This window comes from Microbacterium sp. JZ70, from assembly GCF_053903225.1.
In genome coordinates, this window is record NZ_CP096405.1 from 1983035 (window position 1) to 2009035 (window position 26001).

Here is a 26001-nt window from a genome sequence, read left to right on the forward strand (position 1 = left end):
CGCTCCTGTCAGGAGCCCGGGCCGCCGCAGGAGGCGGCCCGGGCGGAGATCATTCGGCGGGGCGGATGTCGAAGATCGACGGGTACGCGTTGGTCGGGACCATCTCCACCGAGGTGCCAGGAGCAGATGCCATCACGCCATGGACGCGGTAGAAGGGGGCGAACCATGCCTGCTCGACGATGTACCGGTTGAGCTCGGCGGCTCCGGCCTCCTGTTCGGCCTCGTCGCCGAACTGGATGCGCTCCATGAGCGCGCTCGCCGTCTCGTCCTCGTAGTGGTACGGGTTGAAGATCGCGTTCGGCGCGAGCATGAACTGGATGAGCTGCCAGTCGGGGTTCTGCTCGAGGGCCATGTACGAGGCGGGGAACTTCGGTGCGAGCAGGTCTGCGATGAAGTTGTTGCCCGGGTCGGTGTACTCGATGGTGATCCCGATCTCCGAGAGCTGCTGGTCGATGAGAGAGTACGTCGACGCTCCGAGAAGAGCCGAGCTCGGCATCGAGATCGTGAACCCGTCGGCATAGCCGGCCTCGGCCATGAGCTCGCGGGCCTTCTCGGGGTCATACGTGTAGTACTCGTCGAGCGCCTCGTCGTACGCCGCGCTGGTCGCGGGGAAGACCTGGGTCGTGACGGTGCCGTTGCCCTTCTGCACTGCCTCGAGCATCGCCTCGCGGTCGATCGCGTAGTTGATGGCCTGACGCACGCGGACGTCTCCGAGCGGCTCGCTGACCTCCCCTGCGCGGTCCAGCAGAAGCAGGCCCTGGAAGTCCAGCTCGTTGTAGTTGATGGTCCACCCCGCGCCCTCGACCTCGGCGAGGTTGTCGTTGGTCGAGAGGCGCACGGCGTCGGCCTCGTTCGCCTTGATGGCGTTCAGTGCGGCCGTGGGGTCCTGGAAGACATTGATCGTGAGCGAGTCGTAGTACTGGACGTCCTTGTTCCAGTAGTCGGGGTTCGCGGTGTAGGCGTAGCTGGTGCCCGTGACGGTCGCCGCGGCGTCGAGCATGTAGGGGCCGGAGCCGACCGGCTCCGTCGTCAGGTCGCCCGACGCGATCGCCTCGCTGGACGCGATGAGGCCGGGATCGCGCGTGAGGTAGTCCAGGAACGCGGGATTCGGCGCGTTCATCGTGATGACGACGGTCTTCTCATCGGGTGCCTCGAAGGAGGCGACGTCGGCGAAGTAGCCGGCGTCGGGGGAGGTGCCGTCCTTGAAGCGCTGGAGGTTCTCGACGACGACCTCCGCCGTGAGGGCGCTGCCGTCGGTGAACGTGACGTCGTCCCGCAGGGTCAGCGTGAGGACGGTGTTGTCGGCGTTGTAGGACCACTCGGTCGCAAGCCAGGGCTGGATCTCGCCCTCGGTGTCTGCGTAGAGCAGGGTGTCGTAGACCGCCTGGTAGTAGGGCGCGCGGTTGCCCCATTCGGCTCCTGCGGGGTCGAGCGTGACGGGCGGGGCGATCGCACCCAGCGTGAGTGATGTGTCGGTCTCGCCGCCGGCGCCGCCTCCGTTGCCGGAGCAGGCGGTCAGAGCGAGCGCGGACACGGCGAGGGTGGCTGCTGCGGCCTTCCAACGGATCATCATCGGTCCTTCGGGTAAGGGGCGAGCCTCCATCGGATCGCCGTTGCGGAGTACGCTAGCGCGAAACGCAAGGAGTCGCTAGGTTTTGATCACGTTCAGTCGACCGGTTGACCAAATTGTGATCCATTCCGCCGCAGCGCCGCGGCGGGCTAGCGTGGGGAAGACGATGAAGACACCTGCACAGACCAGGCCTCGCGAGCGCCGACGGGGACCGTACGCGAAGACGGCCGCCGTCCGCACCGCCATCCTCGATGCAGCACTCGATGTGTTCGCGGAGTCCGGCTACCGCTCGGGATCCCTGCGCGAGGTCGCAGACCGGGTCGGAATGAGCGAGGCGGGGGTGCTGCACCATTTCCCCTCGAAGAGCGCTCTGCTCGCGGATGTCCTCGACCGGCGCGACGTGCGCGCCATGGAGGTCGTTCCGTTCGATCCGGATGACGGCGCGACCACGCTGCGCGGCCTCGTGCGCCTCGCAGAGTACAACGCGACGATCCCGGGGATCGTCAAGCTCTTCGCCGTCCTCTCCACAGAGGCCACGTCGCCGGAGCACCCGGCGCACGGCTATTTCATCGCCCGGTACGCCCGTACGCGGGAGAACCTGCGCAATGCGTTCGGAGCGCTCGAGCGGCAGGGCCGGCTTCGCGACGGCGTCTCTCCGGAGCGCGCGGCGATCGCGACGATCGCCATGATGGACGGCCTGCAGGTGCAGTGGCTGCTCGAGCCGGGACTCCTCGACATGGCAGCGCATCTCCGACGCTTCTTCGAAGGGTTCGTCGACGTCGACTTCGACGCGCCTGGCGGAGCACGTGCATGAGCGCGTTCCCGTTCAACGAGGGGTGGCGGGTGCGCGAGCCGGTGGGCCCGTTCACGGGCGCGTCCGGCGAGACGCCGACGCGCACGGTCCGCCTCCCTCATGACGCGCTGCGCGACGAACTGCGCGCGCCGGACGCTCCCGGAAGAGGAGCGGCCGCGTTCTATCCCCACGGCGCCTACACCTACCTCAAGACGTTCGACGTGCCGGGGGAATGGCGCGGCAAGGTGATCGCGCTCGAGGTGCAGGGGGCGTTCCGCCGGGCCCAGGTGTTCGTCGACGATGAGCTCGCCGGCAACAGGGCGGACGGCTACGCGCGGTTCCTCGTCGACATCACCCCGTATCTGCGCTTCGGAGGCACGTCGACCGTGCGGATCGAGGTCCGCGCGGGGGAGGACTCGCGCTGGTACTCGGGCGCCGGCCTGCATCGCCCGGTGCTCCTCCACGTCGACGGGCCGGTGCACATCGTCCCGGATGGCGTGCGCATCGAGACGGTGCGCGTCGAGGACGACCAGGCCGTCGTGGAGTACGCGACGACGGTCCGCAGCACGGAGCGCGTGACGCGGACCGTTCGCGTGCACTCGCAGGTGATCGATGACACGGGTCGCGTCGTGGAGCAGGACGAGACGCCGCTCACCCTCGCACCCGGTGAGACCGGCCTCGTGCGCCAGCGCTTCTTCGTCGCATCTCCACGGCTCTGGGGCCCCGAGGATCCCGCGCTCTACCGTGCGTCGGTGCGGGTGGTCGGCGAGGGCGAGGCGGTCGGGCAGGAGTTCGGCATCAGGACCGTCACGGTCGATCCTCGCAAGGGACTGCGCATCAACGGCGAGCCGGTGCTGCTGCGCGGGGCGTGCGTGCACCACGACAACGGCCCGCTGGGCGCCGCCGCGATCGGGCGGGCCGAGGAGCGCAGGGTCGAGCTCCTGCGCGCAGCGGGTTTCAATGCGATCCGCGCGTCGCACAATCCCGTCTCGGTCGCGATGCTCGAGGCGTGTGACCGCCTCGGCATGCTCGTGATCGACGAGGCCTTCGACATGTGGACGAGGTTCAAGACGCCGTATGACTACGCCGCGGACTTCCCGCAGTGGTGGGCGGCCGATCTCGAGGCGATGGTCGCCAAGGACCGGAACCATCCCAGCGTCATCCTCTACTCCCTCGGCAATGAGATCGCCGAGACGGGAACGCCGCACGGCGCCCGGTGGGCGAGGCGGATGGCCGAGCACGTCCGCGCACTGGATCCGACCCGGCCGATCACGAACGGCGTGAACGCGCTCCTCGCGGCGATCGACGAGGTTCCGCACGTGGTCGACGAGCTCGGCGGTCTCAACGCCGCGGCGACAGCGGGGATCGACCTGTTCAACGTCGTGGGCGCCGGGGACGCTGCGAGCGAGCGCATCGAGGAGTCGAGCGCGGTGCTCGACGTCCTCGGGCTCAACTACGCCGACGCACGATACGCCGCCGACGCCGAAACGCACCCGCACCGCGTGATCGTCGGCTCCGAGACCTTCGCGCCGCAGATCGGGAGGCTCTGGCCGCTCGTGTTGGCGTGCCCGAACGTCATCGGCGACTTCACCTGGACGGGATGGGACTACCTGGGCGAGGTCGGGATCGGCTCCGTGCAGTACGCCGACGACGCCCGCCCCTCCCGTTCGCTTGAACGGGAGTTCCCCTGGCTGACGGCATGGACCGGAGACCTCGACATCACCGGCTGGCGGCGCCCTGTGTCCTACTACCGCGAGATCGTCTACGGCCTCCGTCGCGAGCCGTACATCGCGGTGCGCCGCCCAGCGCACCACGGCAAGGAGATCGTCGCGCCGTCGCCGTGGGCATGGAGCGACGCGGTGTCGTCGTGGAGCTGGCGCGGATCGGAAGGCGATCCCGTCCAGGTCGAGATCTACACGGACGCCGAGCGGGTCGTCCTGTTTCTCGACGATGAGGAGATCGGTCGGGCGGACGTCGGCATCGAGCGCCCCCGCCTCGCGGTCATCGAGACCGTGTACCGACCGGGGCGGCTGACGGCCGTCGTCTTCGAACGGAGCGAGGAGGTGGGCCGAACCGAGCTCGTCACGGCCGATGTGGCTCGGCTGACCGCGACGGTGGATCGCCGCACCCTCGTCGCCGATGATGCCGACCTCGCGTTCGTGGCGATCGAGCTGAGGGATGCCCGCGGCGTGCTCGCGACGGATGCGGACAGGGAGGTGCACGTCGAGGTCGAGGGGCCGGGCACGCTCGCGGGCATGTGCAGCGCGAACCCGGCGACCGTCGAGCGCTTCGATGCGTCGACATGGCGGACGTTCGACGGGCGCGCACTCGCTGTGGTCCGCCCTGGGGCGCCCGGGCGGATCACGGTGCGCGTGCAATCGGCGGGGGAGGAGGCCGTGCTCGTGCTCGATGTCCGTGACGCCGCGTGACCGCCCCGGTCAGGTCGCAGCGCGCCCGCGCTCCGCATCCCCTCCGATGAAGCCGTCCGCGAGCGCCTCCGACGCGCGTGCGAGCAGCGCGACATCCGCTCCCACGAGCAGGAAGCGCGCGCCCGCCTCGGCGTAGGCGCGCGCAGCCGCGGGGTCGAACGCGTTCACGCCGCACGGCCGACCCACGGCCGCGGCCGCCTCGAAGACGCGCTTCACCGCGGCGACGACCTCGGGGTGCGTCTGCTGCCCGAGCAGCCCCATCGACGCCGCGAGGTCGGCCGGGCCGACGAACACGCCGTCGATGCCCGGCGTCGCCGCGATGTCGGCGGCGTTGTCGACGCCCTCCGCGGTCTCGATCTGCACGTACACGGCGACATGCTCGGCCGCGTCGCGGAGGTAGCCGTCGACCCGGTTCCAGCGCGCCGAGCGCGCGAGGGCGCTGCCGACGCCGCGTCGCCCTGCGGGCGGGTACTGGACGGCCTCGGCGACCGCACGCGCCTCGTCGGCGGTCGAGATCATCGGCACGAGGAGCGTCTGCACGCCGAGGTCGAGCACCTGCTTGATGACGACGGGGTCGGCCGACGGGATGCGCACGCCCGCGGTCACGGGGTACGCCGACACGGCGTGCAGCTGCGCGAGCACCGACTCGAGCCCGTTCGGGGCGTGCTCCATGTCGATGAGCACCCAGTCGAGTCCCGATCCCGCCATGATCTCGGCGGCGACGGGAGAGCCCGAGCACACCCATCCGCCGTACAGCGGCCGCGTCGCCTCCGCGAGCCGGTGCCGAAGGGTCGGGTTCAGACGAAGCGGCATGAGATGGCTCCCATCGGCCCGTAGTCGGCGAGCACGGTGTCGCCCCTGTCGATCCAGACGGGCCGCGTGAACGAGCCCGCGAGGACGATCTCGCCCGCCTCGAGGCGCGCTCCGTGCTGGTGCAGCTTGTTCGCGAGCCACGCGACGCCCGTGCCGGGGTGATTGAGCACTCCGGCGGCGACGCCCGTCTCCTCGATCGTCTCGTTGCGGTAGAGCAGCGCCGACACCCAGCGCAGGTCGACGTCGTCGGGGCGGGTCGGGCTGCCGCCGAGCACGAGGCCGCCGTACGCCGCGTTGTCGCTGATCGTGTCGACGATCGTCCGCCCCTCCAGCTCGACGTGCGAGTTCAGGATCTCGAGTGCGGGCGTGACGTACTCGGTGGCCCGCAGCACGTCGAAGAGGGTGCAGTGCGGACCCTCGAGCGGCGCGCTCAGCACGAACGCGAGCTCGACCTCGATGCGCACGTTCGAGAAGCGGTCGTGCGGGATGCGCGCGCCGTTCTCCCAGACCGTGTCATCGAACATGACCCCGTAGTCCGGCTCGGAGATGCCCGTCGCCTGCTGCATCGCGCGCGACGTGAGCCCGATCTTCCGGCCGACGAGGCGGCGCCCTGCGGCGATCCGCCCGTCGCGCCAGATGCCCTGGATCGCGTACGCGTCGTCGACGGTCGCCTCCGGATGGCGCGCGGTGATGCGCGGGATGAGCGTCCGGTCGCGGTCGGCCGCGGCCAGCTCGTCGGCGATCGCCCGGATCGCCTCGGCCGAGAGGCTCACAGCTGGTGCCCCAGCTTGTACTCGCCCTGCTTCCACTCGGGCATCGCCTCGTCGTCGTCTCGTCGCGTGTACGAGAAGCCGTCGGCGCCGATCGTCACCGCCATCTCGCTCGCGTCGGTGCGGGCGCGCACGGGCTGTGGGTTGCCGTCGAGGTCGAGCACGAGCGACGCATCGGTGTACCAGCTCGGCACGACCGGATTGCCCCACCAGTCGCGGCGCTGGTTGTCGTGCACGTCCCACGTGATGACGGGGTTGTCGGGGTCGCCGGTGTAGTAGTCCTGCGTGTACACCTCGACGCGATGGCCATCGGGGTCGCGGAGGTAGAGGTAGAACGCGTTCGAGACGCCGTGTCGCCCCGGCCCGCGCTCGATCGCGTCGGAGCGGCGCAGCGCCCCGAGCTTGTCGCAGATCGCGAGGATGTTGTGCTTCTCGTGCGTGGCGAAGCACACGTGGTGCATGCGCGGGCCGTCGCCGCCGGTCATGGCAGTGTCGTGCACCGTCGGCTTCCGGCGCATCCACGCCGCGTACACCGTGCCCTCCTCGTCCTGGATGTCCTCCGTGACGCGGAATCCGAGGCTCTGCATGTACGACACCGCCCGCGGGACGTCGGGCGTGACCTGGTTGAAGTGGTCCAGGCGCACGAGCTCGCCGGGGACATGCAGGTCGTACCGCCACGACATCCGCTCGACGTGGTCGGCCTGGTGGAAGAACTCGTACGGGAAGCCGAGCGGGTCCTCGACGCGGACCGCGTCGCCGATGCCCTTCACGAAGCCCTCGGGTCGGCGCTCGACGCGGCACCCGAGCTCGGTGAAGAAGGCGACGGCGCGGTCGAGGTCCTCGGGTGAGCGCACGCGGTACGAGAACGCCGCGACCGCCGCGACCGGGCCCGCGCGGAGCACGAGGTTGTGGTGGATGAACTCCTCGGTCGAGCGCAGGTAGATCGTCGTGTCGTCCTCCTCGGTCACGTAGAGGCCGAGCACGTCGACGTAGAACGCGCGGGATGCCGCGAGATCGGTCACCACGAGCTCCATGTAGGCGCACCGGAGGATGTCCGGGGGAGCGGCAGCGGGGCGGGGGATCGGGTTCGCCGCGGCGATCGGCGCCTCCTGCGAGACGAAGTAGCCGGAGGAGGTGAGGGTCATGTCCTCGCGTCGGGTCATGTCATGCGTCCTTGCGTGAGCGGATGGCCGGGAGTCAGTTCCTGCCGAAGGTCGGGTTGTGCACCTCGCCCAGGGTGATGTGCACGGCCTGCTGGTCGGTGTAGAAGTCGATGGAGCGGTAGCCGCCCTCGTGGCCGAGCCCCGACGCCTTGACGCCGCCGAACGGCGTGCGCAGGTCGCGCACGTTGTTCGAGTTCAGCCACACCATGCCGGCCTCGACCGCCTGCGCGACGTTGTGGGCGCGCTTGAGGTCGTTCGTCCAGATGTACGCCGCGAGCCCGTACTTCGTGTCGTTCGCGAGCGCGAGCGCCTCCTCGTCGGTGTCGAACGGCGTGATCGCGACGACGGGCCCGAAGATCTCCTCCTGGAAGATGCGCGCGTCGCGCGGGACGTCGGCGAACACGGTCGGCGCGACGAAGTTGCCGAACGCGAAGCCGTCGGGCTGCCCGCCGCCCGCGACGAGCCGACCCTCGCTCCTGCCGATCTCGACGTACGACATCACCTTCGCGAAGTGCTCGGGGTGCACGAGCGCGCCCACCTCGGTCGCGGGGTCGTGCGGGTAGCCGACCTTCACGCGCTTCGCCTGGGCCGCGTACCGCTCGACGAACTCGTCGTACACCGCGCGCTGGACGAGGATGCGGCTGCCGGCCGTGCAGCGCTCGCCGTTGAGCGAGAAGACGCCGAAGATCGTCGCGTCGATCGCGGCGTCGAGGTCGGCGTCGGCGAAGACGATCGCCGGGCTCTTGCCGCCGAGCTCCATCGAGAGCCCTTTGAGATGCGGGGCCGCGTTCGCGAAGATGATCTGCCCCGTCCGGCTCTCGCCCGTGAACGAGATGAGCGGCACATCGGGGTGCTTCACGAGCGCGTCGCCCGCCTCCTCGCCCAGGCCGTTGACGAGGTTGAACACGCCGCGCGGCAGGCCCGCCTCCTCGAAGATGCCCGCCCACAGCGACGCCGAGAGGGGCGTGAACTCCGCAGGCTTGAGCACGACGGTGTTGCCGGTCGCGAGCGCGGGGGCGAGCTTCCAGGACTCGAGCATGAACGGCGTGTTCCAGGGCGTGATGAGCCCCGCGACGCCGATCGGCTTTCGGTTGACGTAGTTGATCTGGCGGCCGGGCACTTTGAAGGTGTCGTCCGCCTGCGCGACGACGAGGTCGGCGAAGAAGCGGAAGTTCTCGGCCGCGCGCCGCGCCTGGCCGAGAGCCTGCGTGATCGGCAGGCCCGAGTCGAAGGACTCCAGCTCCGCGAGCCGCGCATCGCGCGACTCGACGATGTCGGCGATGCGGTGGAGCACGCGGGAGCGCTCGCGCGGCAGCATGCGCGGCCAGGGGCCATCCGCGAACGCGTGGCGCGCGGCCGCGACCGCGCGGTCGACATCCGCCCTCTGCCCGGCGGCCGCCTGCAGGTACACGTCGTTCGAGACGGGCTCGAGAACGTCGAACGTGCCGCCGTCGACGGAGTCGACGAACTCCCCGTCGATGTAGTGCTGGATGCGCTCGGGCAGGTCCGCGGGCACGTGCCGGCGGTCGAGGGCGATGTCGGTCATGTCTCCTCCTCGGTGAGGGGCTTCGTTCGGTCGGTCTGCGTCTCGGCGGCGTGGCGCTGCGCGAGGAAGGCGTTCATGGTCGCCCAGCGGTGCTCCCGCGCCGCGAGCTCGATCTCGAGGGGCTCGGCGCCCGAGCGGATGAGCTCGAGGATGCGGTCGTGCTCGGCGACGGACTCGTGCGCACGGCCGGGGACGAAGGCGAAGCTCGAATCCCGCAGCCCGGCCATCCGCGTCCATCCGCGGTGCACGAGGTCGAGGATGTGCGGGTTGGGGCAGGGCTCGAAGAGCACCGCGTGGAACTCCTGGTTGATCACCGTGAAGCGGTGCGGGTCGAAGTCGTCGAGCAGCCGGCGCAGCCGCTCGTTGATCGCGCTCGCGCGGTCGAGGTCGGCGGCGTCGAGGAGCGGAGCCGAGAGCGAGGTCGCGACGCCCTCGACCACCCCGAGCGTCTGCATGGAGTGGAGGTACTCCGTCTCGTCGACGAGCGTCACGCGGGCTCCCACGTTGCGCTCGAACTCCACGATGCCCTCGGCCTCGAGGCGGCGCACGGCCTCGCGCACGGGGACGACGCTCATGTCGAGCGCGGCGGCGATCGAGCCGAGCACGAGACGGTAGCCGGGGCCGAACTCGTGCCGCTGGATCCGCTCGCGGATCCACTCGTACGCGCGCTGCGACTTGCTGAGGCCGGTGAGGGTGTCGGTCATGCTCTCATCCTCCCGTCCCGCGGGCGGCGTCGAAGCGCGCGCGCCACTCGGCGTTCATGGGGAAGAGGCCCTCGACCGGGTGCCCCGCGGCGACCTGCTCCGCGATCCAGGCGTCCTCGGCCTCCTGCGCGAGCGCCGCGTCGGCCACCTCCTCGGCGAGAGCGGGCGGGATGACGATCACCCCGTCGTTGTCGCCGACCATGATGTCGCCCGGGACGACGGTCGCGCCGCCGCACGCGATCGCGATGTCGGCGTCCCACGGCACGTGGCGTCGGCCGAGGACCGCCGGGTGCGGCCCCTGGCTGAAGACGGGCAGGTCCATCTCCGCGACGGCCGCGTAGTCGCGCACGCCTCCGTCGGTGACGACGCCGGCGGCTCCGCGCGCGATGGCGCGCAGGGCGAGGATGTCGCCGAGCGTGCCCGAGCCGCGCTCGCCGCGGGCCTCGATCACGATGACCTCCCCCTCGCCGACGGCATCGAAGGCGCGCTTCTGCGCGTTGTAGCCGCCGCCGTGGCTGCGGAAGAGGTCTTCGCGGTGGGGCACGAAGCGCAGCGTCCGCGCGACGCCGACGAGCTTGATGCCCGGGCGGGTCGGCCGCACGCCGTCGATCGACACGCTGTCGAGACCGCGCTTGCGCAGCTGCTGCGAGAGCCCCGCGACGGGTGCCTCGAGGAGCTTGGCGCGCAGCGCGGGGTCGAGGGCGGGAGCAGGGGCGTCGAGCCCGGCGGCGGCGCGCGAGCCCCACGCCTCCTCGCGCTGGCGGTCGTCGACGGAGGGGAGGGATCCCAGCGCCGGATCGAACCGGGCGGCGCCCTCCACGACGCGCGAGACGAGTCGGCCGCTCGTCGGGGCACCCGGCGCGTCGGGCGCGTCGACCTCGACCTCGACGACGTCGCCGGGGAGGGCGACCGACGAGCCGGCGGGGGTGCCGGTCAGGATGACGTCGCCGGGCTCGAGCGTGAGGTGCTGCGCGAGGTCGGCGACGAGCTGCCGGAAGGGGAAGAGGAGCTCGGCGGTCGTGTCGTCCTGCACGAGCTCGCCATTGCGCCAGGTGCGCACGCGCAGGCCCGCGGGGTCGACCGCGCGCGCGTCGATGAGGTCGGGGCCGATCGGCGTGTACCCGTCGCGGCCCTTGTTCCGCAGGTTCGAGCCCCTGTCGTTCGCGCGGAGATCGTAGAGCCCCCAGTCGTTGGCGGCCGTGACCCACGCGACGTGGTCCCACGCGTCGTCGATGCCGATCCCGCGCGCGGCCGTGCCGATCACGAGCGCGATCTCGCCCTCGAACGCGAGCAGCTCGGTCCCGGCGGGCCGTTCGACGGTCGCACCGCTCTCGGCGAGCGAGCTCGACGGCTTGAGGAAGTACGAGGGTGCGGCGGGGCGGCGCCCGCGCTGGTCGGCGCGCGAGGGATAGCTCAGGTGCACCGCGATGATCTTCCCGGGTCGGGGGAGGCGGCGGTCTTCGAGGCCCACGGGAGCTCCTTCGCTCGTCGAACGGATGTCGTGTACGAGATCATATACGATCCGTTGCCCGGCGCAAGGGGTGTTGTCGGAACGTATTCGAAATCGTATATTGTCCAGATCGACGGCGCGCAGACGCGCCATCCGACCTCGTCACATTGGAGTGCCAGATGTCCGCGCATCACCCGAACGGCGGGCCGCTCACGCCCACCGGCACCATCGCCTCGTCGGCCGACCGCCGCCGCGTCGCCATCGCGACCGTCGTCGGCACGACCGTCGAGTGGTACGACTACTTCATCTACGCCTCGGCCGCCGGCCTCGTGTTCGCGCAGCTCTACTTCGAGCCCGCGGGCCCGGGCCTCGGCACGATCCTGTCGTTCCTCACGGTCGGCATCAGCTTCCTCTTCCGCCCGCTCGGCGCGTTCCTCGCGGGCCACTTCGGCGACCGCTTCGGCCGCCGCATCGTCCTCGTCGTGACGCTCATCCTCATGGGGGCCGCGACCGTCCTCATCGGGCTGCTGCCGACCTACGCGCAGATCGGCGCGGCCGCGCCGATCCTCCTCATCCTCCTGCGCATCCTGCAGGGCGTCTCGGCGGGCGGCGAGTGGGGCGGCGCCGTGCTCATGGCCGTCGAGCACGCGCCGCGCGACCGCCGCGGCCTCTACGGGGCGATGCCGCAGATCGGCGTCCCCATCGGCCTCCTCCTCGCGAGCGCCATGCTCGCGATCATGAACGCCGTGTTCCCCGGCGACGCCTTCCTCGAATGGGGCTGGCGCATCCCGTTCCTCTTCTCGATCGTCCTCATCGTCGTGGGCTACTGGGTGCGCCGCCGCGTCGAGGAGAGTCCGGTCTTCACCGAGATCGCCGAGCGCAAGGAGCGCACGAGCGCGCCCGTCGTGAGGCTCTTCGCGCGCTTCGCGCCGCTCGTGGTGCTCGCGGCGCTCGTCTTCGCGGGCAACAACGCGGTGGGCTACATGACGACCGGCGGCTACGTGCAGAACTACGCGACGAACCCCGACGGGCCCGTTGGTCTCGATCGCGGCGCGGTGCTGTGGGCGGTCACGGCCTCGTCGGTGACGTGGCTCGTCTCCACGTTCATCGCCGGCTGGCTGAGCGACGTGCTCGGTCGGCGCACGACGTACATCATCGGCTGGGTCGCGCAGGGCGCCGCGCTCTTCGCGCTCTTCCCGCTCGTCAACACCGGCAGCGCCGCTCTCCTCGCGCTCGGCCTGATCCTGCTGACGATCGGGCTGGGGTTCACCTACGGCCCCCAGTCGGCGTGGTACAGCGAGATGTTCCCGGCGTCCGTCCGCTTCTCGGGCGTCTCCATCTCCTATGCGATCGGCGCCATCCTCGGCGGGGCGTTCGCCCCGACGATCGCGCAGTGGCTGCAGCAGACGACGGGCTCGTCGACCTCGGTCACGTGGTACCTCGTCGGCATGACGGCCGTCGGCCTCGTCGCGACGCTGCTCCTGCGCGATCGCAAGGGCATCAACCTGCGCCCGACCGCGGAGGCCGAGCAGTCGGAGGGCATCTACGCCTGGGAGCGCTGACCCGCGCACGGAAGGAGGCCGCCCGGTGATCCGGGCGGCCTCCTCGGCGCCGACGCCTCAGCTGTTCACGCGGATGACCTCGCGCTGATACGGGGCGATGACCGACCGGCTCACGCGGAGGTCGAGCAGGAGGAACGGCCGCTCCTCGACGGGTCGCGCGGTCCAGCGCGCGAGGTGCTCGAGGTCGGCGAGGTCGCGCACCACCACCCCCTCGGCTCCCACCGCCGCGCCGAGCGCGGCGAAGTCGACGTCCGGGATGAGCATGGGCGCCTCGGCGAGGCCCTTGAGCCCGTAGAGGTTCACCTCGGCGCCATACGCCCCGTCGTTCCAGACGACGCACATGCCCCGGCCGCCCGCGGTCCGGACGGCGGTCTCGAGATCCGCGAGCGCCATGAGGCCGCCCCCGTCGCCGGTCGTGAGCACGACCGTCGCCGACGGCGCGGCCTGCACGGCGCCCGCGACGCTCGGGAACCCCAGCCCGATCGACTGGTACGCGGTGCCGACCATGATCATCCGCTCGGGCGACGCGACCGGCCAGTACATGTTGGCCCACGCGATGAAGTGCCCGCCGTCGCTCACGACGATGCGGTCCTCGGGCAGGAGCTCGCCGATGCGCGCGGCGGCGCTGCGCGGGTCGAGCCGCCCATCGGCTGCCGTGCGCTCGCCCGGGTCCTGCACGCGCAGGGGAGCGAGGTCGACGCTCTCGCGCCACCCCGACGGCGTCGCCCCGTCGAGCGCGCGCACGAGGTGCTCGGCGATCACGCGCACGTCGCCCTGCAGGAACTCGCCGACGCGCGGATGGGTCGCCGTCGGCGCGACGTCGACCTGCGCGACGCGGGTTCCGGGCGAGAAGAGCTCGCCGAAGCGCATCGTGAACGGGCTGAGGGACGCGCCGAGAACGACGGCGACGTCGGCCTCGCGGATGAGCTCCATCGCCCCGGGAGCGCCGAAGCCTCCCGTCACGCCGAGATCGTGGCGCGGGTCGGGGAAGACCCCGCGGCCGAGCGCCGTCGATGCCGTGATCGCCCCCGTCGCGTCGGCGAGTGCGCCCAGCGCGGTGCGCGCGCCGGCCAGGTGTGCACCGCGCCCCGCGAGGAGGAGCGGCCGCTCGGCCGCGGCGAGCGCCTCGGCGACGCGCGCGATCGCGGCGCGGGTGGCCGGCGACGGCTCCTGCGGCTGCGGCAGATGCAGCGGCGGCGTCGGCGGCACCTCGCCGGCCTCGAGGGTCGGCACGTCGTAGGGGATCGCGAGCACGACGGGCACGCGGTACGACAGCGCGTGCTCGATCGCGATCACGGTGCTCGCGGCGGCGTCCAGGCGTCCGGCGGTGTACGTGCGGACGCCGACGGCCGAGGCGAGCGCGATCTGGTCGACGTCCCACGGGCGGGGTCCGGATGTCGGCTCGTCCCCGACGATGAGGACGAGCGGCACGCGCGCCTGCGCCGCCTCGGCGAGCGCGGTGAGGGTGTTCGTGAAGCCCGCTCCGTACGTCGTCGTCGCGGCGGCGATCCGTCCGCAGGCGCGATAGTGCGCGTCAGCCGCGACCACCGCGCCCGCCTCGTGGCGGACGGCGGTGAACGACGCGGACGTGTGCCGCAGGATGGCGTCCAGGAAGTGGGCGTTGCCGTTGCCCATGAGTCCGAACACCTGGTCGATGTGGCGGGCGAGGGCGACGGCGACGTGCTGGGAGACATGGGGCATGGCAGGGCCTTTCGAGACGAGGACGGGCGACGGTGCTCCGTATGTGTCTCGCTCGCGCCGCCGCGCGGCTTCGTGCCCCTTTTTCGAGCACCGGGCGCTCCCGCGGCCCGGACGCGACCATCCTATCGAATCGCAGGCAGATCGTATACGTTCTCTTGCCTCGGCGGCGGATCCGGAGTACGCTCGGCTCATTCGATAAGAGAACGTTGCGTTCGATTATCGAACTCGCGACGCAGCAGTCTGCATCACCCACATCGACGTGAGGAGATCTCCCGTGCAGTTCCACCACCATGGCTACGTCTCCGGCGATCCGCGCGTGCAGCCGGCCGCGGGCGTCGGGCTGGAGCGCCCGGAGGAGCTCCCCGACGTCGTCGACGTCCTCATCGTCGGCACCGGGCCCGCGGGCATCACCCTCGCGGCGCAGCTGTCGCAGTTCCCCGGGATCACGACGCGCATCATCGAGCGCCGCGGCGGACGGCTCGAGGTCGGCCAGGCCGACGGCATCCAGGCCCGCAGCGTCGAGACGTTCCAGGCGTTCGGCTTCGCGAACCGCATCATCGAGGAGGCCTACCGCATCACCGAGATGGCCTTCTGGAAGCCGGATGCCGCGCATCCCGAGAACATCGTGCGCACCGCGGTCGCCCCCGACGACCCGACCGGCATCAGCGAGTTCCCGCACCTCATCGTGAACCAGGCGCGCGTGCAGGACTACTTCCTCGAGGTCATGGCGCACTCGCCCACTCGGAACCGGCCGGACTACGGGTGGGAGTTCGTCGGGCTCGAGATCGGCGAGGGCGACCATCCGGTGTCGGCGACGCTGCGGCGCACCGTCGGCCCGGACCAGGGCGCCGAGCGCGTCGTCCGCGCGAAGTACGTCGTCGGCGGCGATGGGGCGCACAGCCGCGTGCGCGAGGCGATCGGCGCGACGCACCAGGGTGCGAAGGCGTTCCACGCGTGGGGCGTCATGGACGTGCTCGCCGACACCGACTTCCCCGACATCCGCCGCAAGTGCGCCATCCAGTCGCACGACGGCGGCAGCATCCTGCACATCCCCCGCGAGGGGAACCACCTCTTCCGCATGTACGTCGATCTCGGCGAGGTGCCGCCCGACGACGACGGCCGGGTGCGGCTGACGACGCAGGAGGAGGTCGAGGCCCGCGCCAACCAGATCCTCCACCCGTACACGCTCACCGTGCGGCACGTCGCATGGCGCAGCGTGTACGAGGTGGGCCACCGCGTCACCGATCGCTTCGACGATGTCGTCGAGCCGGGCTCGCGCACGCCGCGCGTCTTCATCATGGGCGATGCGTGCCACACGCACAGTGCCAAGGCCGGACAGGGGATGAACGTGTCGATCCAGGACGGCTTCAACCTCGGGTGGAAGCTCGGTCACGTGCTCGAGGGCCGCGCGCCCGAGACCCTGCTCGCGACGTACTCCGCCGAGCGGCAGGTCGTCGCGCAGAACCTCATCGACTTCGACCGGAAGTGGTCGTCGCTCATGGCCGCGAAGCCCGACGAGCTGGACGACCCGACCGAGCTCGAGCGCTTCTACGTGCAGACGGCCGAGTTCCCCGCGGGGTTCATGACCGAGTACGCGCCGTCCATGATCGTGGGGGAGGGCGTCCACCAGGCGCTCGCCGCCGGGTTCCCGATCGGCAAGCGCTTCCGATCGCACCCGGTCGTGCGCGTGTGCGACGGCAATCCCGTGCACCTCGGTCACCATGCGCGCGCGGACGGCCGGTGGCGCATCTACGTCTTCGCGGGGGCGGATGGCCTCGCGCGCGGGTCGGAGACGGTCGAGCTCGCCGAGTGGCTCGCGACCTCGTCGGCGTCGCCGCTCGCCGCGACGCCCGCCGGCGCCGACCGCGATGCGTGGTTCGACGTGAAGGTTGTCTACCAGGAGGCGCATCTCGACGTCGATCCGGGACGCGTTCCCGACGTGTTCCGGCCTCGCACGGGGCCGTTCCAGGTCGTCGACCACGAGAAGGTGTACGCGGCCGATCCGGGTGACGACATCTTCGACGCGCGCGGCGTCGACCGCTCGGGAGCCGTCGTCGTGGTGCGGCCCGATCAGTACGTCGCGCACGTCCTCCCGCTCGCGGCGCGCGACGAGCTCGCCGCATTCTTCGCCGGCTGCGCGGCGACCACCGCGGTCGGCGCCTGATCCGCTCCGGTCAGGCCCCGTAGCGGCGCACGACGCTCGCGGCCGCGGACTGCAGGCGCGCGGCGATGGCCGCCGCATCGCGCGGCAGCGACACGTGGATGACCGCGATCGCGGCGGGCGGCTGACCCGGCACGGTCAGCGGAACCGCGACGGAGTGCAGCGACGAGACGACCTCGTCGTGGCTGACGGCGTAGCCGCGCGCGCGGCTCTCCGCGATCTCCGTGCGCAGCCGGTCGTCGACGTCGGCGGGCCAGGACTCCTCGGGGATGGACAGGAGGATCGCCTTGCCGGGGCCGCCCCGCGTGATGGGATGGCGATGGCCGGGGCGGTAGGAGACGACGGCGATCGTCTGCCGCGGCGATGCGCTCAGCAGCGTCACGGCCTCGTCGCGGTCGAGCTGGATCGCGAGGAGGCAGGTCATCCCGAGCTCGTCGGCGACCGCCTCGAGATCGGGGAGCGCGGCCTGGCGGAGATCGCGCGAGACGCCGGCCGCCAGGGCGGCGAGGCCCGCGGCGAGCGCGACCCTGCCCGATTCGTCGCGGGAGACGAGCCCGTGGTCCTCGAGCGTGCGCAGCAGACGGTAGGCGACCGAGCGGTGCACGTCGAGGCGCGCCGCGAGCTCGTCGATCGTCGGATCGCGCTCGGAGGCGGCGATCAGCTCGAGCAGCCGGATGCCGCGGCTCAGCGTCTGCGATCCAGCTGCGGGTGCCGCCATGGGTTCGAGACTAGGACATGTCCTGCAGAGCGCGTGCGAGGAGCTCGCGCACCTCGTCGTCGCTCGTCTGATCGAAGCGGTCGTACGCGGCGCCGACGGCCCACAGGCCCTCGGCGGTCCACGCGCACACCACCTCGTCGGCCTCGCGTGCGATGTCGTCGGCCGTCGTCCCGAGCGCGACGGGGACGGCGACGATGACGCGGGCGGGGGAGGCCGCGCGCACGGCCGCGACGGCGGCGCGCATGGTGGCGCCGGTCGCCAGGCCGTCGTCGACGAGCACGACCACGCGGCCGTCGATCCGCACGGGCGGTCGGCCGTCTCGGTACGCCCGCTGTCGGCGCCGCAGCTCGACCTCCTCGTCGGCCCGCACGTCGGCCATCGCCGAGGGGTCGGCGATGGCCGGGTTCTCCACGGCGGCGAGGTCCTCGCGCCCGACCGCGGCGATCGCGCCCATGGCGACCTCGGGCTGCGCCGGATGGCCGAGCTTGCGCGCCACGAGCACGTCGAGCTCGGCGCCGAGCGCACGCGCGACCTCCGCCGCGACCGGCACGCCGCCGCGTGGGAGCCCCAGGACGAGGAGATCCGGCGTGGCGCGGACATCCGCGAGCAGGTCGGCGAGCGCGCGGCCCGCCTCCGCGCGGTCGGCGAAGCGGTCGGTCCGCATCCTGTCAGCGCTCCTTCCCGCCCTTCCGTGGACACCTCCCTTCTGCCATGATCCTCCGGAGGATGCAATGGGTGAAGTCGAGGGTTAAATCCGCGACGCGCCCACCTCGCGGACGTCGAGGTGGCTTTACTGGAGGGCGGATGGGGAACGTCCTGGAGACCGAGGGGCTGCCCGCCGGACGGATCGGCGCGCAGGGGGATCACGGGGCGACTGGGGCCTCATCTGCAGGGAGACGGAAATGCCTTTCATCCGCTATGACGTGTGCGCAGAGGTGGGGGACTCTCGGCGTCAGACGAGCCACAGCATGCTCGCCGAGACGCCCGGCTTCTCTCAGAACGCCCACACCCCGTTCGCGCGCGAGTCCGAGACGCGCGGACGCGTGATCGGAGGAGGCGGCATGGCCGCCTGACTCCGAGCGCCGTCGGGACGACGTCCCGCACGAGGTCGAGGGGAACGCGCCCGCGCGTTCCCCTCTCTCGTGCGGTTGACCCTCGCGTCCGGTCCGGCTAGGGTCGGTGCAGTCCTGATCTACAACGTTGTAAAAGGAGTCAGATGACATCGCGCCGCTCTTCCCTTCTCCCGGCCGCGCTGCTGACGGCCACGCTCGTCGCGAGCGCGGCCGTGCCCGCCGCGGCCGCCCCGCCGACCGAGCCGGAGCCGGCACCGACCGGAGGCATCTCGGTCACCGGCCAGACCGCGCCGATCCACGACCCGTCGCTCTTCATCGACGAGAGCGACGGCACGTGGTACGTGTACTCGACCGGAGAGGTCGGCCGCGCGAACGGCGGGACGATCCAGACGTGGTCGTCGCACGACGAGGGCGTCACATGGGAGTATGACGGCAACGTGTGGGACGAGATCCCCGCCTGGATCGACGACCACTTCGCCGACGGAGCACTGCCCGACAACCTGTGGGCGCCCGAGCTCTACGAGCACGACGGCACCTACTACCTCTACTACTCCGCGTCGCGCTTCGGCACGAACACCTCCGTCACGGCGCTCGCGACGAACACGACGCTCGACCCCGACGACCCCGACTACGCGTGGGTCGACCAGGGTCCCGTCATCGCGTCGCCCCAGCCCATCGCCGGCGGCAAGGAGTTCAACGCGATCGACGCCGGCATCATCGAGGACGCCGACGGCACGCCCTACATGGCGATCGGCTCGCACTGGTACGGGATCTTCCTCGTCGAGATCGCGTGGCCGAGCGGCAAGCCCGTGCCCGGCGCGGTCGAGAACGCCGTGCACCTCGTCGACCGCTTCGCTCCCGGCAATCGCGTCGAGGCGCCGTTCATCGAGGAGCACGACGGCTGGTACTACCTCTTCGTCTCCTTCGACGCCTGCTGCCAGGGTGCGGACAGCACCTATCACGTCGCGGTGGGGCGCTCGCGGTCGGTCACAGGCCCGTACCTCGACAAGGACGGCCGCGACATGCTCGGCGGGGGAGGGAGCACGCTGCTCGACACCCACGGCGCGATCGTCGGCCCGGGCGGGCAGTCCGTCGACGACGGCGTGCTCGCCTTCCACTACTACGACGCGGCCAACGAGGAGATCCCCTACTTCCCCCGTCTCGGTCTCCATCGACTCGCGTGGGAGGACGGATGGCCCGTGGTCGATCAGACGGTCGGGCTGCCCGAGATCGCCGCGCAGCCGGAGGACGCGACGGCGCGCAGGAACGGATCGGCGCAGTTCGCGATCGAGGTCTCGGGTGCGCCCGCTCCGGTCGTCACGTGGGAGACATCCGCCGATGGCGGCGCGACGTGGCAGCCCGCGGCCGGCTCGACCGCGCAGATCGCGACGGACGGCTCGGCGTCGTACCGCATCGAGAAGGCGCGCTCCGAGAGCGACGGGATGCTCGTGCGCGCGACGGTCGAGAACGCCCACGGCCGGGTGCAGAGCGACGTCGCCCAGCTCTCGGTCGCGAAGCCCGGACGACGATGACCGCGTGAGGCGGCGGGCGCGTGCGGCGCCCGCCGCCTCAGCGCGCGGCGAACCGCGCCTCGACGGCGGCCGCCACGACGATGTCGTCGGGGCGGTAGCTCACGGCGGCCTCTGCGGCGTCGAACGCCGTCGCGCGCATCGCGCGAAGCGGCCGCGGGCCGCCCTCGGGGGCGAGGAAGCCCGGGTCGGCCACCTCGAGCGGGACGACGGAGTGCAGGCCGAGCGCCTCGGCGTACGCCTTCGCCCTCGCGACCGCGATGCCCACCGCCCGCGCGGCGACGTCGCGCTCGAGGGCGGCCCGCGTCTGCGCGGTCAGGTGCCAGTGCACCTCGCCGATCTCGACGTCGTCGAGCGCCGACGCGTCCGACACCCACGACGACAGGTCGCCGGCATCGGCGAACGTCGCCGTGAACTCGACCGCGGCCGTGTGCACGGGGTCGTGGCGGACGCCGCCGTCGCCCCACGGGCGCTCGACGCGCACGGCGAGACGCGCGCTCGACCAGTCGAGGATCGATCCGGCCGCGCTCGCCGCGGCGATCCGCTCGCGGACCGTCTCGGACCGCGCGAGGACGCGCCGCACGACCTCGTCGCGCGCCGGCGCGTCGGCGCGCACGGAGAGATGGAGGGTCGCCCGCTCGGGGGCCCTGCGCTCCTCATCCTCGCCGCGCACCGTGATGATGACATCGCTCATGGCGCGACTCTACGCGGGCGCCCTCACACCTGCTCGAGGGGGATCCCGAGATAGGCCGTCTCGAGCCGCTCGAGCGCCGGGTGCGCGGGATCCCACGCGACCCCGTCGATGCTCGCGATGGGCCGCACACCGAATCCGGCGTTCGTCGCGAACGCCGCGTCCATCCGGGGGAGATCCGCCGGCGTCACGGCTGCGGTCGAGCTCGGCACCGATTGCGCGCGCAGCGCGTCGTCGAGAACCGCCGCCGTGACACCGGGCAGCGCGTCGGCGGCCGGCCAGACGACGTCGCCGTCGCGCACGAACCCGAGGCTCCAGGTGGGCCCCTCCGCGAGCCGACCGGCGTCGTCGGCGAAGACGGCGTCATCCCACCCGTCGCGCTGCGCCTCGGCGCGGGCGAGCAGAGCGCCGAAGAGGCCCGTGTGCTTGACGGCCGGGAGCTCGCGGGCGAAGCGGACCGTGCGCACGCGCAGGGCGGGAGGCCGCGCGGGGGCGGCAGGGCGCGGCGTCATGAGCACGCGGGGGCGAGCCTCCGCTCCGGGTCTCTCGACCCCGAGCCGCGGGTCGAACACCGTCACCCGCACGACGACGGGGTCCGGCTCATCGGCGATCGCCGCGCGCAGCTGATCGCGCACGGTCGCGATGTCGAGCTCGACGCGGAACACCGTGCGGCAGTCTCGCGCGAGCCGCGCGAGGTGCCGCGCGAGGCCGCGCACGCCGCCGCGCTCGACCCGCATCGTGGTGAAGTGGCCGAAGCCCGTGAGCGCGAGCGGCTGGAGATCGGCCGCCGACGCGGGCGCCCCGTCGAGCAGCTGCATGCGCCCAGTCTCGCACCCGTCCGCGCGTGCCCCAGAATGGTGTCGATGACGAAGGGACAGGCAGGCGAGCGCCGAGTGCTCCTCGTCGACAACTACGACTCGTACACGGGCAACCTGCTGCAGCTCATCTGGAGCGCGACGGGCGTGGAGCCGCACCTCGTGCAGAACGACGACGTCGACGTCGACCACCTGGCGAGGTACTCGCACGTCGTGCTCGGCCCGGGGCCCGGCACACCCCATCGCGCGAAGGACGTCGGGCGCGGCTTCGAGGTGCTCGAGCGCGCGGCGGTGCCCGTGCTCGGCGTGTGCTTCGGATTCCAGGCGATGGCGGTCGCGCTGGGCGGGCGCATCGTGCCGGCCCCGCGCCCCGCGCACGGGCGGATCGACCGCATCGCGCACGACGGGTCCGCCCTGTTCGCGGGCGTGAGCGACGGGTTCGACGCCGTCCGCTACCACTCGCTCGTCGTGGCCGAGCCCGCTCCGGCTGCGCTGCGCGTGACCGCGCGCTCGGAGGACGGCCTCATCATGGCCGGGGAGTGCGTCGAGCGCGGATGGTGGGGCGTGCAGTTCCACCCGGAGTCGATCGGGACCGGCGCGGGCGGTCGGATCGTCGAGAACTTCCTCGCACAGGAGCGCGCATGACGGGCTCGACGGGGCGCCCCGGCACGTGGCTCGCGTGGACGCGCACGCTGCCGCTCGAGGGCGACGCCGAGGCGATCTTCGCCGCGCTCCACGGCCCGGACGGAGGGACGGCGGTCTGGCTCGACAGCGCCCAGCAGGCGTACGGCATGGGCCGCTGGTCGATCATCGGCGCGCCGGAGGGGCCGCGCGATCACGTCGTGGAGTTCTGGGCGGCGGACGGCCGGGTGCGGATCGACGGGGCCGACGCGGGAGCCGGGATCGACCTGTGGGAGCTCCTCGCCGAGCGCCTCGACGCGAACCCCGTCGATGCGCCGTCCGATCTCCCGTTCGCCGGCGGCTACGTGGGCGCGATCGGCTACGGCGTCAAGGACATCGGCGCGCGGCGGCCGACGCGCGAGCCCGACGCCCAGCTCGTGCACCTCAGCCGGTACGTCGTCGTCGACCACGTCGACGGCGTCGTGCAGGTCGTCGCGACCGGCCCCGCATCCGACGAGGCGGACGCGCGCTCCTGGATCGCCGCGACGACTCAGCGGCTCGGCGAGCTCGCGCCGCTCGCGCCGCCGCTCGCGCCGCCGTCCGCGGGCGCCGCTGAGGCCTCCGTGACCCGCGCTCGCTACCGGCGCGACCTCGATGCCGTCCGCTCCTGGCTCCTCGCGGGGGACTCCTACGAGGCCTGCTACACCTACACGCTGCGGTGCCCGGTCGACGACGCGCCCTTCGAGGCGTATCGGCGGCTGCGGCGGGCCAACCCCGCTCCCTACGCGTCGTATCTGCGGCTGCCGGGCCGGACCATCCTGTCGTGCTCGCCCGAGCGCTATCTCACGGTCTCGCGCTCGGGCTGGGCCGAGACGAAGCCGATCAAGGGCACCGCGCGACGCCTCGCCGATCCCGCCGCCGACCGCGCGGCGGCGGCCGCGCTCGCCGCGGACCCGAAGACGCGCAGCGAGAACCTCATGATCGTCGACCTGCTGCGCAACGACCTGGGCCGGATCAGCGCCCCGGGCACCGTCGACGTGCCCCAGCTCATGGCCGTGGAGACGTATGCGACGGTGCACCAGCTCGTGACCTCGGTGCGGGCGCGCCTGCTGCCGCGCCCCGCTGCGGGCGTGCGGGCCGCGGGGGCGCTGTTCCCGCCGGGGTCGATGACGGGTGCGCCGAAGCGGCGCACGGTCGAGCTGCTCGATGCGCTCGAGGCGGAGCCTCGCGGGGTCTACGCCGGGGTCATCGGCGCCTTCTCGCGCTGCGGCGCCGTCGACCTGTCGGTCGTCATCCGCACCGCGGTCGTCGCCGACGGCGTCGCGCGCATCGGCACGGGCGGCGCGATCACGATCGACAGCGATCCCGCGGCCGAGGCCGACGAGACCGTCGCGAAGTCGGCTGCGATGCTGCGCGCATTCGGCTGCACGCACCCCTTCGAAGACGGTCAGAGTCGCGCGTAGATCGCGTGGATCTCCCGGATGATCCGCTCGACGCCGTCGGCATCGCGCTCCGAGAGCGCCTCGCGCAGCCGCCGGTACCCGTCGCCCATCGCCGCGAGCAGGTCGTCCGGCACCGACTCGACGCCGTGCACCGCTCGCGCGAGCGCGAGGTTGATGTCGCGCGACGCCAGCTGGAGCTGCCGGCTGCGCGACTGCTCGAGGAGGTCGAGGTAGAAGTCGTCGAGCCGCTTCCGATGGGCGTCGGCGTCGCCGGTCTCGGCGAGGATCGCGTCGAGGAGCGAGAGCGCGTGCGCGAGCTCCTCGTCGGTCATCCGCTCGGCCGCGAGGCGCCCCGCCCATCCGGCCTGGTTGCCCGCGTACTCGAAGGCGTCCCGGGCGTTCTCGGGCGTCATCTCGGTCACGCGCGTGTATCTGCTCGCGACCATCTCGATGAGGCCGATGCGCTCGAGATGGAGGAAGGCCTCACGCACCGGCATGCGGGACACGCCGAGCTGGGCGGCGACCTCGTCGTCCTTGATCTGGGCCCCGGGCGCGAGCTCTCCCGACACGATCGACGCGGCGATGCGCTCGAAGACGAGCTCGCTCAGTCGAGTGGGTGCCGGGGGCCGCAGGGGCGTGAAGTCGCTCATCGCGATACCGATATGACGCGCATGTTCGCAGTGTAGGGCCGCGCGCGCTCCGAGCGCGATACCCAGGTGCCCGTGGAGTCGCGGCGCGCTCGGCGCCGAGACTCCACGGGGCGCCGCATCAGTCGGCGTCGCCGACGAGGACGGCCTGAGCCTGGTCGACCGCGGTCTCGTGGCCCGCATCGGCGCGCGCGAGCAGACGGCGCCCGCTCACGACGATGACGGCGGCGATGAACGCCGCGATCGCCCCGAAGACGTAGGGAGCGGTGTCGCCCCAATGCTCGGCGAGCACGGCCGCGAGGGGCGGCGCGGCGGCGCCGCCGAGGAAGCGCACGCCCGAGTACGACGACGACGCGATCGAGCGCGGGATGTCGGTCGCCTCCATCACGGTCTCCGTGAGGATCGTGTTCATGAAGCCGAACAGCAGCCCGCCCACGACGATGCACGTCACGAGCGCGGGCTTGCTGTGGACGAGGAGCCCCGCGACGACGAGGTCGACCGCGATGAGCGGGAGGACGATCGCGATCGCCGTCGTCCTGCGCACGACGCGCAGGAGCAGCGGCGCGCCCCAGATCGAGGTGATCGCGAGGCCGAGCCCCCAGCCGAAGAAGGTGAAGCCGATGCCGAGCGCCGAGAAGCCGAGCGGGAACGGCGAGTAGGCGAGCAGGACGAAGAACGCGATGTTGTAGAAGATCGCGGCCGTCGCGAGCAGACCGAGTGCCGGCGTCGCGAGCGCGCGGAATGCCGCCGTGAGGCGCACGGGCTCCGGGCGGTCGGCCGGTGCCCTGAGCAGCACGGCGATCGCGATGATGGCGATGGCCATGAGGGTCGCGACGCCGAAGAAGGGAGCGCGCCAGGTCACCTCGCCGAGCAGACCGCCGACGAGCGGGCCCACGGCGAGACCGAGGCCGAGCGCGGCCTCGTAGAGCATGATCGCGTTCGCGCTGCCGCCGGCCGCCGCGCCCACGATCGTCGCGAGGGCCGTCGAGATGAAGAGCGCGTTGCCGAGGCCCCAGCCCGCGCGGAAGCCGATCACGGCGTCGACCGAGCCGCTGACAGCGCACAGGAACGCGAACACGAGGATGAACCCGAGTCCGATGAGGAGGGTGCGCTTGGCGCCGATGCGGCTCGAGACGAAGCTCGTGAAGAGCATCATGAGCCCCGTGATGACGAGGTAGCTCGTGAAGAGCAGCTCGCTCTCGGCGGGGGTCGCGTGCAGCTGCTCCGCGATCGCGGGCAGGATCGGGTCGACGAGGCCGATCCCCATGAACGCGACGACGCTCGCGAATGCGACCGCCCATACCTGCATCGGCTGGCGCCAGATCGACGCCGTCCTCTCTCCTGAGCTCATCGTGCCGAGCTCTCCTCTCCGTTCGCGGGCCGCGCGTCGGCCATCCGCTGCGTGAGCAGCTCTGCCGAGGTGCGCAGCGCCTGCCATTGGCTGTCGCTGAGATCCGCGAAGCGGGGGAGGAGCGCCTCGACGAGCTGCACGCGCCATGCGGCGTACGCCTGCTCGCCGCGCTCGGTGGCGGCCACGCGCACCGCGCGCGAGTCGTCCGGGTCGGGCTCGCGCGCGACGAGACCCGCGTCGGCCATGCCGCCGATCAGGCGCGTGACGCCCGGCTGCGTGATGCGGCTGAGTCGAGCGAGCTCGCCGATGCGCAGCGGCCCCCGTTCGCGGAGGATCGCGAGGGTCCGCCACTGCGCGGCGGGCGCCTCGTTCCGGGTCTCGAGCGCCGCCACGCGGGTGAGCGCGTGCGCCGCGACGATGATGCTCTCGAGGTCCCGTGCGCGATCCATGTC

The 26001-nt window shown here is 72.0% G+C and carries 23 protein-coding genes; 8 read left to right on the plus strand and 15 right to left on the minus strand.

Going from position 1 to position 26001, the window contains the following annotated elements; all coding sequences use genetic code 11:
- Positions 1-49: 49 nt before the first annotated feature.
- Positions 50-1570: an ABC transporter substrate-binding protein gene (locus M1D46_RS08975; protein WP_456285355.1), complete on the minus strand. Its 1521-nt coding sequence runs from the start codon at positions 1568-1570 to the stop codon at positions 50-52.
- Positions 1571-1655: 85 nt separating this feature from the next.
- Here M1D46_RS08975 and M1D46_RS08980 point away from each other — a divergent pair, with 85 nt between their 5' ends.
- Both M1D46_RS08980 and M1D46_RS08985 read left to right on the plus strand, forming a co-directional pair.
- Positions 1656-2384 carry a TetR/AcrR family transcriptional regulator gene (locus M1D46_RS08980; RefSeq protein WP_456285356.1) on the plus strand — a complete coding sequence of 243 codons (729 nt, stop codon included), beginning with the start codon at positions 1656-1658 and terminating at the stop codon, positions 2382-2384.
- Positions 2381-4792 (plus strand): glycoside hydrolase family 2 TIM barrel-domain containing protein, encoded by a 2412-nt coding sequence (locus tag M1D46_RS08985; RefSeq protein WP_456285357.1) that lies wholly within the window; start codon positions 2381-2383, stop codon positions 4790-4792. Before M1D46_RS08980 ends, M1D46_RS08985 begins: the two co-directional genes overlap by 4 nt.
- A gap of 9 nt (positions 4793-4801) precedes the next feature.
- Here M1D46_RS08985 and M1D46_RS08990 read toward each other — a convergent pair whose 3' ends face one another.
- From M1D46_RS08990 to M1D46_RS09015, 6 genes are read right to left on the minus strand one after another with little or no spacing between them, the layout of a single operon-like run.
- A complete protein-coding gene (locus M1D46_RS08990; protein WP_456285358.1) occupies positions 4802-5605 on the minus strand; it encodes an HpcH/HpaI aldolase family protein in 804 nt (267 codons plus the stop codon).
- Complete coding sequence (hpaH, locus tag M1D46_RS08995) at positions 5590-6378, minus strand: 2-oxo-hept-4-ene-1,7-dioate hydratase (protein WP_456285359.1); 789 nt, start codon at positions 6376-6378, stop codon at positions 5590-5592. Before hpaH ends, M1D46_RS08990 begins: the two co-directional genes overlap by 16 nt.
- On the minus strand, positions 6375-7538 hold the full coding sequence (hpaD, locus tag M1D46_RS09000) for a 3,4-dihydroxyphenylacetate 2,3-dioxygenase (protein WP_456285360.1): 1164 nt from the start codon (positions 7536-7538) through the stop codon (positions 6375-6377). The genes hpaH and hpaD overlap by 4 nt, the downstream gene beginning before the upstream one ends.
- Before the next feature lie 34 nt (positions 7539-7572).
- Positions 7573-9084, minus strand: a complete 1512-nt coding sequence (gene hpaE / locus M1D46_RS09005; RefSeq protein ID WP_456285361.1) for a 5-carboxymethyl-2-hydroxymuconate semialdehyde dehydrogenase — start codon at positions 9082-9084, stop codon at positions 7573-7575.
- Positions 9081-9788 (minus strand): GntR family transcriptional regulator, encoded by a 708-nt coding sequence (locus tag M1D46_RS09010; RefSeq protein ID WP_271173991.1) that lies wholly within the window; start codon positions 9786-9788, stop codon positions 9081-9083. Before M1D46_RS09010 ends, hpaE begins: the two co-directional genes overlap by 4 nt.
- 4 nt (positions 9789-9792) lie before the next feature.
- Positions 9793-11259, minus strand: a complete 1467-nt coding sequence (locus M1D46_RS09015; protein ID WP_456285362.1) for a fumarylacetoacetate hydrolase family protein — start codon at positions 11257-11259, stop codon at positions 9793-9795.
- A 158-nt stretch (positions 11260-11417) separates the two neighbouring features.
- On the opposite strand from M1D46_RS09015, the gene M1D46_RS09020 reads away from it, so the two are divergent.
- Entirely contained in the window at positions 11418-12800 is a 1383-nt protein-coding gene (locus M1D46_RS09020) for an MFS transporter (protein WP_456285363.1), read from the plus strand.
- 57 nt (positions 12801-12857) lie between these two features.
- Here the strand turns inward: M1D46_RS09020 and M1D46_RS09025 are convergent, their stop codons facing one another.
- Positions 12858-14501, minus strand: a complete 1644-nt coding sequence (locus M1D46_RS09025; protein WP_456285364.1) for a thiamine pyrophosphate-binding protein — start codon at positions 14499-14501, stop codon at positions 12858-12860.
- A gap of 274 nt (positions 14502-14775) precedes the next feature.
- On the opposite strand from M1D46_RS09025, the gene M1D46_RS09030 reads away from it, so the two are divergent.
- Entirely contained in the window at positions 14776-16665 is a 1890-nt protein-coding gene (locus tag M1D46_RS09030) for an FAD-binding monooxygenase (protein ID WP_456285365.1), read from the plus strand.
- 10 nt (positions 16666-16675) lie between these two features.
- On the opposite strand, the gene M1D46_RS09035 is transcribed toward M1D46_RS09030, so the two are convergent.
- Both M1D46_RS09035 and M1D46_RS09040 read right to left on the minus strand, forming a co-directional pair.
- Positions 16676-17380 carry an IclR family transcriptional regulator gene (locus M1D46_RS09035; protein WP_271173996.1) on the minus strand — a complete coding sequence of 235 codons (705 nt, stop codon included), beginning with the start codon at positions 17378-17380 and terminating at the stop codon, positions 16676-16678.
- 10 nt (positions 17381-17390) lie between these two features.
- Entirely contained in the window at positions 17391-18044 is a 654-nt protein-coding gene (locus tag M1D46_RS09040) for a phosphoribosyltransferase (protein ID WP_456285366.1), read from the minus strand.
- 238 nt (positions 18045-18282) lie between these two features.
- Here M1D46_RS09040 and M1D46_RS09045 point away from each other — a divergent pair, with 238 nt between their 5' ends.
- Both M1D46_RS09045 and M1D46_RS09050 read left to right on the plus strand, forming a co-directional pair.
- Entirely contained in the window at positions 18283-18453 is a 171-nt protein-coding gene (locus M1D46_RS09045) for a hypothetical protein (RefSeq protein WP_271173998.1), read from the plus strand.
- Positions 18454-18596: 143 nt separating this feature from the next.
- Positions 18597-19985 carry a glycoside hydrolase family 43 protein gene (locus M1D46_RS09050; RefSeq protein ID WP_324011656.1) on the plus strand — a complete coding sequence of 463 codons (1389 nt, stop codon included), beginning with the start codon at positions 18597-18599 and terminating at the stop codon, positions 19983-19985.
- A 37-nt stretch (positions 19986-20022) separates the two neighbouring features.
- Here the strand turns inward: M1D46_RS09050 and M1D46_RS09055 are convergent, their stop codons facing one another.
- Together M1D46_RS09055 and M1D46_RS09060 are read right to left on the minus strand one after the other, a co-directional pair.
- Positions 20023-20676 carry an SIMPL domain-containing protein gene (locus M1D46_RS09055; RefSeq protein ID WP_456285367.1) on the minus strand — a complete coding sequence of 218 codons (654 nt, stop codon included), beginning with the start codon at positions 20674-20676 and terminating at the stop codon, positions 20023-20025.
- 23 nt (positions 20677-20699) lie between these two features.
- The gene (locus tag M1D46_RS09060; protein ID WP_456285368.1) at positions 20700-21491 is read right to left on the minus strand and encodes an aminotransferase class IV; all 792 of its coding nucleotides are present in this window, start codon (positions 21489-21491) and stop codon (positions 20700-20702) included.
- A 45-nt stretch (positions 21492-21536) separates the two neighbouring features.
- Here M1D46_RS09060 and M1D46_RS09065 point away from each other — a divergent pair, with 45 nt between their 5' ends.
- Positions 21537-22133: an anthranilate synthase component II gene (locus M1D46_RS09065; RefSeq protein ID WP_456285369.1), complete on the plus strand. Its 597-nt coding sequence runs from the start codon at positions 21537-21539 to the stop codon at positions 22131-22133.
- Positions 22130-23572, plus strand: coding sequence for an anthranilate synthase component I family protein (locus tag M1D46_RS09070; protein WP_456285370.1), 1443 nt, complete (start codon positions 22130-22132; stop codon positions 23570-23572). The genes M1D46_RS09065 and M1D46_RS09070 overlap by 4 nt, the downstream gene beginning before the upstream one ends.
- On the opposite strand, the gene M1D46_RS09075 is transcribed toward M1D46_RS09070, so the two are convergent.
- The 3 genes from M1D46_RS09075 to M1D46_RS09085 all read right to left on the minus strand — a co-directional run bounded on the left by M1D46_RS09075 (position 23557) and on the right by M1D46_RS09085 (position 25998).
- Entirely contained in the window at positions 23557-24201 is a 645-nt protein-coding gene (locus M1D46_RS09075; protein ID WP_456285371.1) for a GntR family transcriptional regulator, read from the minus strand. The genes M1D46_RS09070 and M1D46_RS09075 overlap by 16 nt on opposite strands.
- Positions 24202-24319: 118 nt before the next feature.
- Entirely contained in the window at positions 24320-25549 is a 1230-nt protein-coding gene (locus M1D46_RS09080; protein ID WP_456285372.1) for an MFS transporter, read from the minus strand.
- A complete protein-coding gene (locus M1D46_RS09085) occupies positions 25546-25998 on the minus strand; it encodes a MarR family winged helix-turn-helix transcriptional regulator (protein WP_456285373.1) in 453 nt (150 codons plus the stop codon). The genes M1D46_RS09080 and M1D46_RS09085 overlap by 4 nt, the downstream gene beginning before the upstream one ends.
- Positions 25999-26001: the final 3 nt, after the last annotated feature.

Coding starts and splice junctions, on each gene's coding strand:
- M1D46_RS09050 (WP_324011656.1), top strand. CDS start 18,597: ATGACATCGCGCCGCTCTTCCCTTCTCCCGGCCGCGCTGCTGACGGCC.
- M1D46_RS09060 (WP_456285368.1), bottom strand. CDS start 21,491: ATGCAGCTGCTCGACGGGGCGCCCGCGTCGGCGGCCGATCTCCAGCCG.
- M1D46_RS09065 (WP_456285369.1), top strand. CDS start 21,537: ATGACGAAGGGACAGGCAGGCGAGCGCCGAGTGCTCCTCGTCGACAAC.
- M1D46_RS09070 (WP_456285370.1), top strand. CDS start 22,130: ATGACGGGCTCGACGGGGCGCCCCGGCACGTGGCTCGCGTGGACGCGC.
- M1D46_RS09085 (WP_456285373.1), bottom strand. CDS start 25,998: ATGGATCGCGCACGGGACCTCGAGAGCATCATCGTCGCGGCGCACGCG.
- M1D46_RS09040 (WP_456285366.1), bottom strand. CDS start 18,044: ATGCGGACCGACCGCTTCGCCGACCGCGCGGAGGCGGGCCGCGCGCTC.
- M1D46_RS09075 (WP_456285371.1), bottom strand. CDS start 24,201: ATGAGCGACTTCACGCCCCTGCGGCCCCCGGCACCCACTCGACTGAGC.
- M1D46_RS09045 (WP_271173998.1), top strand. CDS start 18,283: ATGCCTTTCATCCGCTATGACGTGTGCGCAGAGGTGGGGGACTCTCGG.
- M1D46_RS09020 (WP_456285363.1), top strand. CDS start 11,418: ATGTCCGCGCATCACCCGAACGGCGGGCCGCTCACGCCCACCGGCACC.
- M1D46_RS09010 (WP_271173991.1), bottom strand. CDS start 9,788: ATGACCGACACCCTCACCGGCCTCAGCAAGTCGCAGCGCGCGTACGAG.
- M1D46_RS09055 (WP_456285367.1), bottom strand. CDS start 20,676: ATGAGCGATGTCATCATCACGGTGCGCGGCGAGGATGAGGAGCGCAGG.
- M1D46_RS08990 (WP_456285358.1), bottom strand. CDS start 5,605: ATGCCGCTTCGTCTGAACCCGACCCTTCGGCACCGGCTCGCGGAGGCG.
- M1D46_RS09025 (WP_456285364.1), bottom strand. CDS start 14,501: ATGCCCCATGTCTCCCAGCACGTCGCCGTCGCCCTCGCCCGCCACATC.
- M1D46_RS09035 (WP_271173996.1), bottom strand. CDS start 17,380: ATGGCGGCACCCGCAGCTGGATCGCAGACGCTGAGCCGCGGCATCCGG.
- M1D46_RS08985 (WP_456285357.1), top strand. CDS start 2,381: ATGAGCGCGTTCCCGTTCAACGAGGGGTGGCGGGTGCGCGAGCCGGTG.
- M1D46_RS09080 (WP_456285372.1), bottom strand. CDS start 25,549: ATGAGCTCAGGAGAGAGGACGGCGTCGATCTGGCGCCAGCCGATGCAG.
- hpaE (WP_456285361.1), bottom strand. CDS start 9,084: ATGACCGACATCGCCCTCGACCGCCGGCACGTGCCCGCGGACCTGCCC.
- hpaD (WP_456285360.1), bottom strand. CDS start 7,538: ATGACCCGACGCGAGGACATGACCCTCACCTCCTCCGGCTACTTCGTC.
- M1D46_RS08975 (WP_456285355.1), bottom strand. CDS start 1,570: ATGATCCGTTGGAAGGCCGCAGCAGCCACCCTCGCCGTGTCCGCGCTC.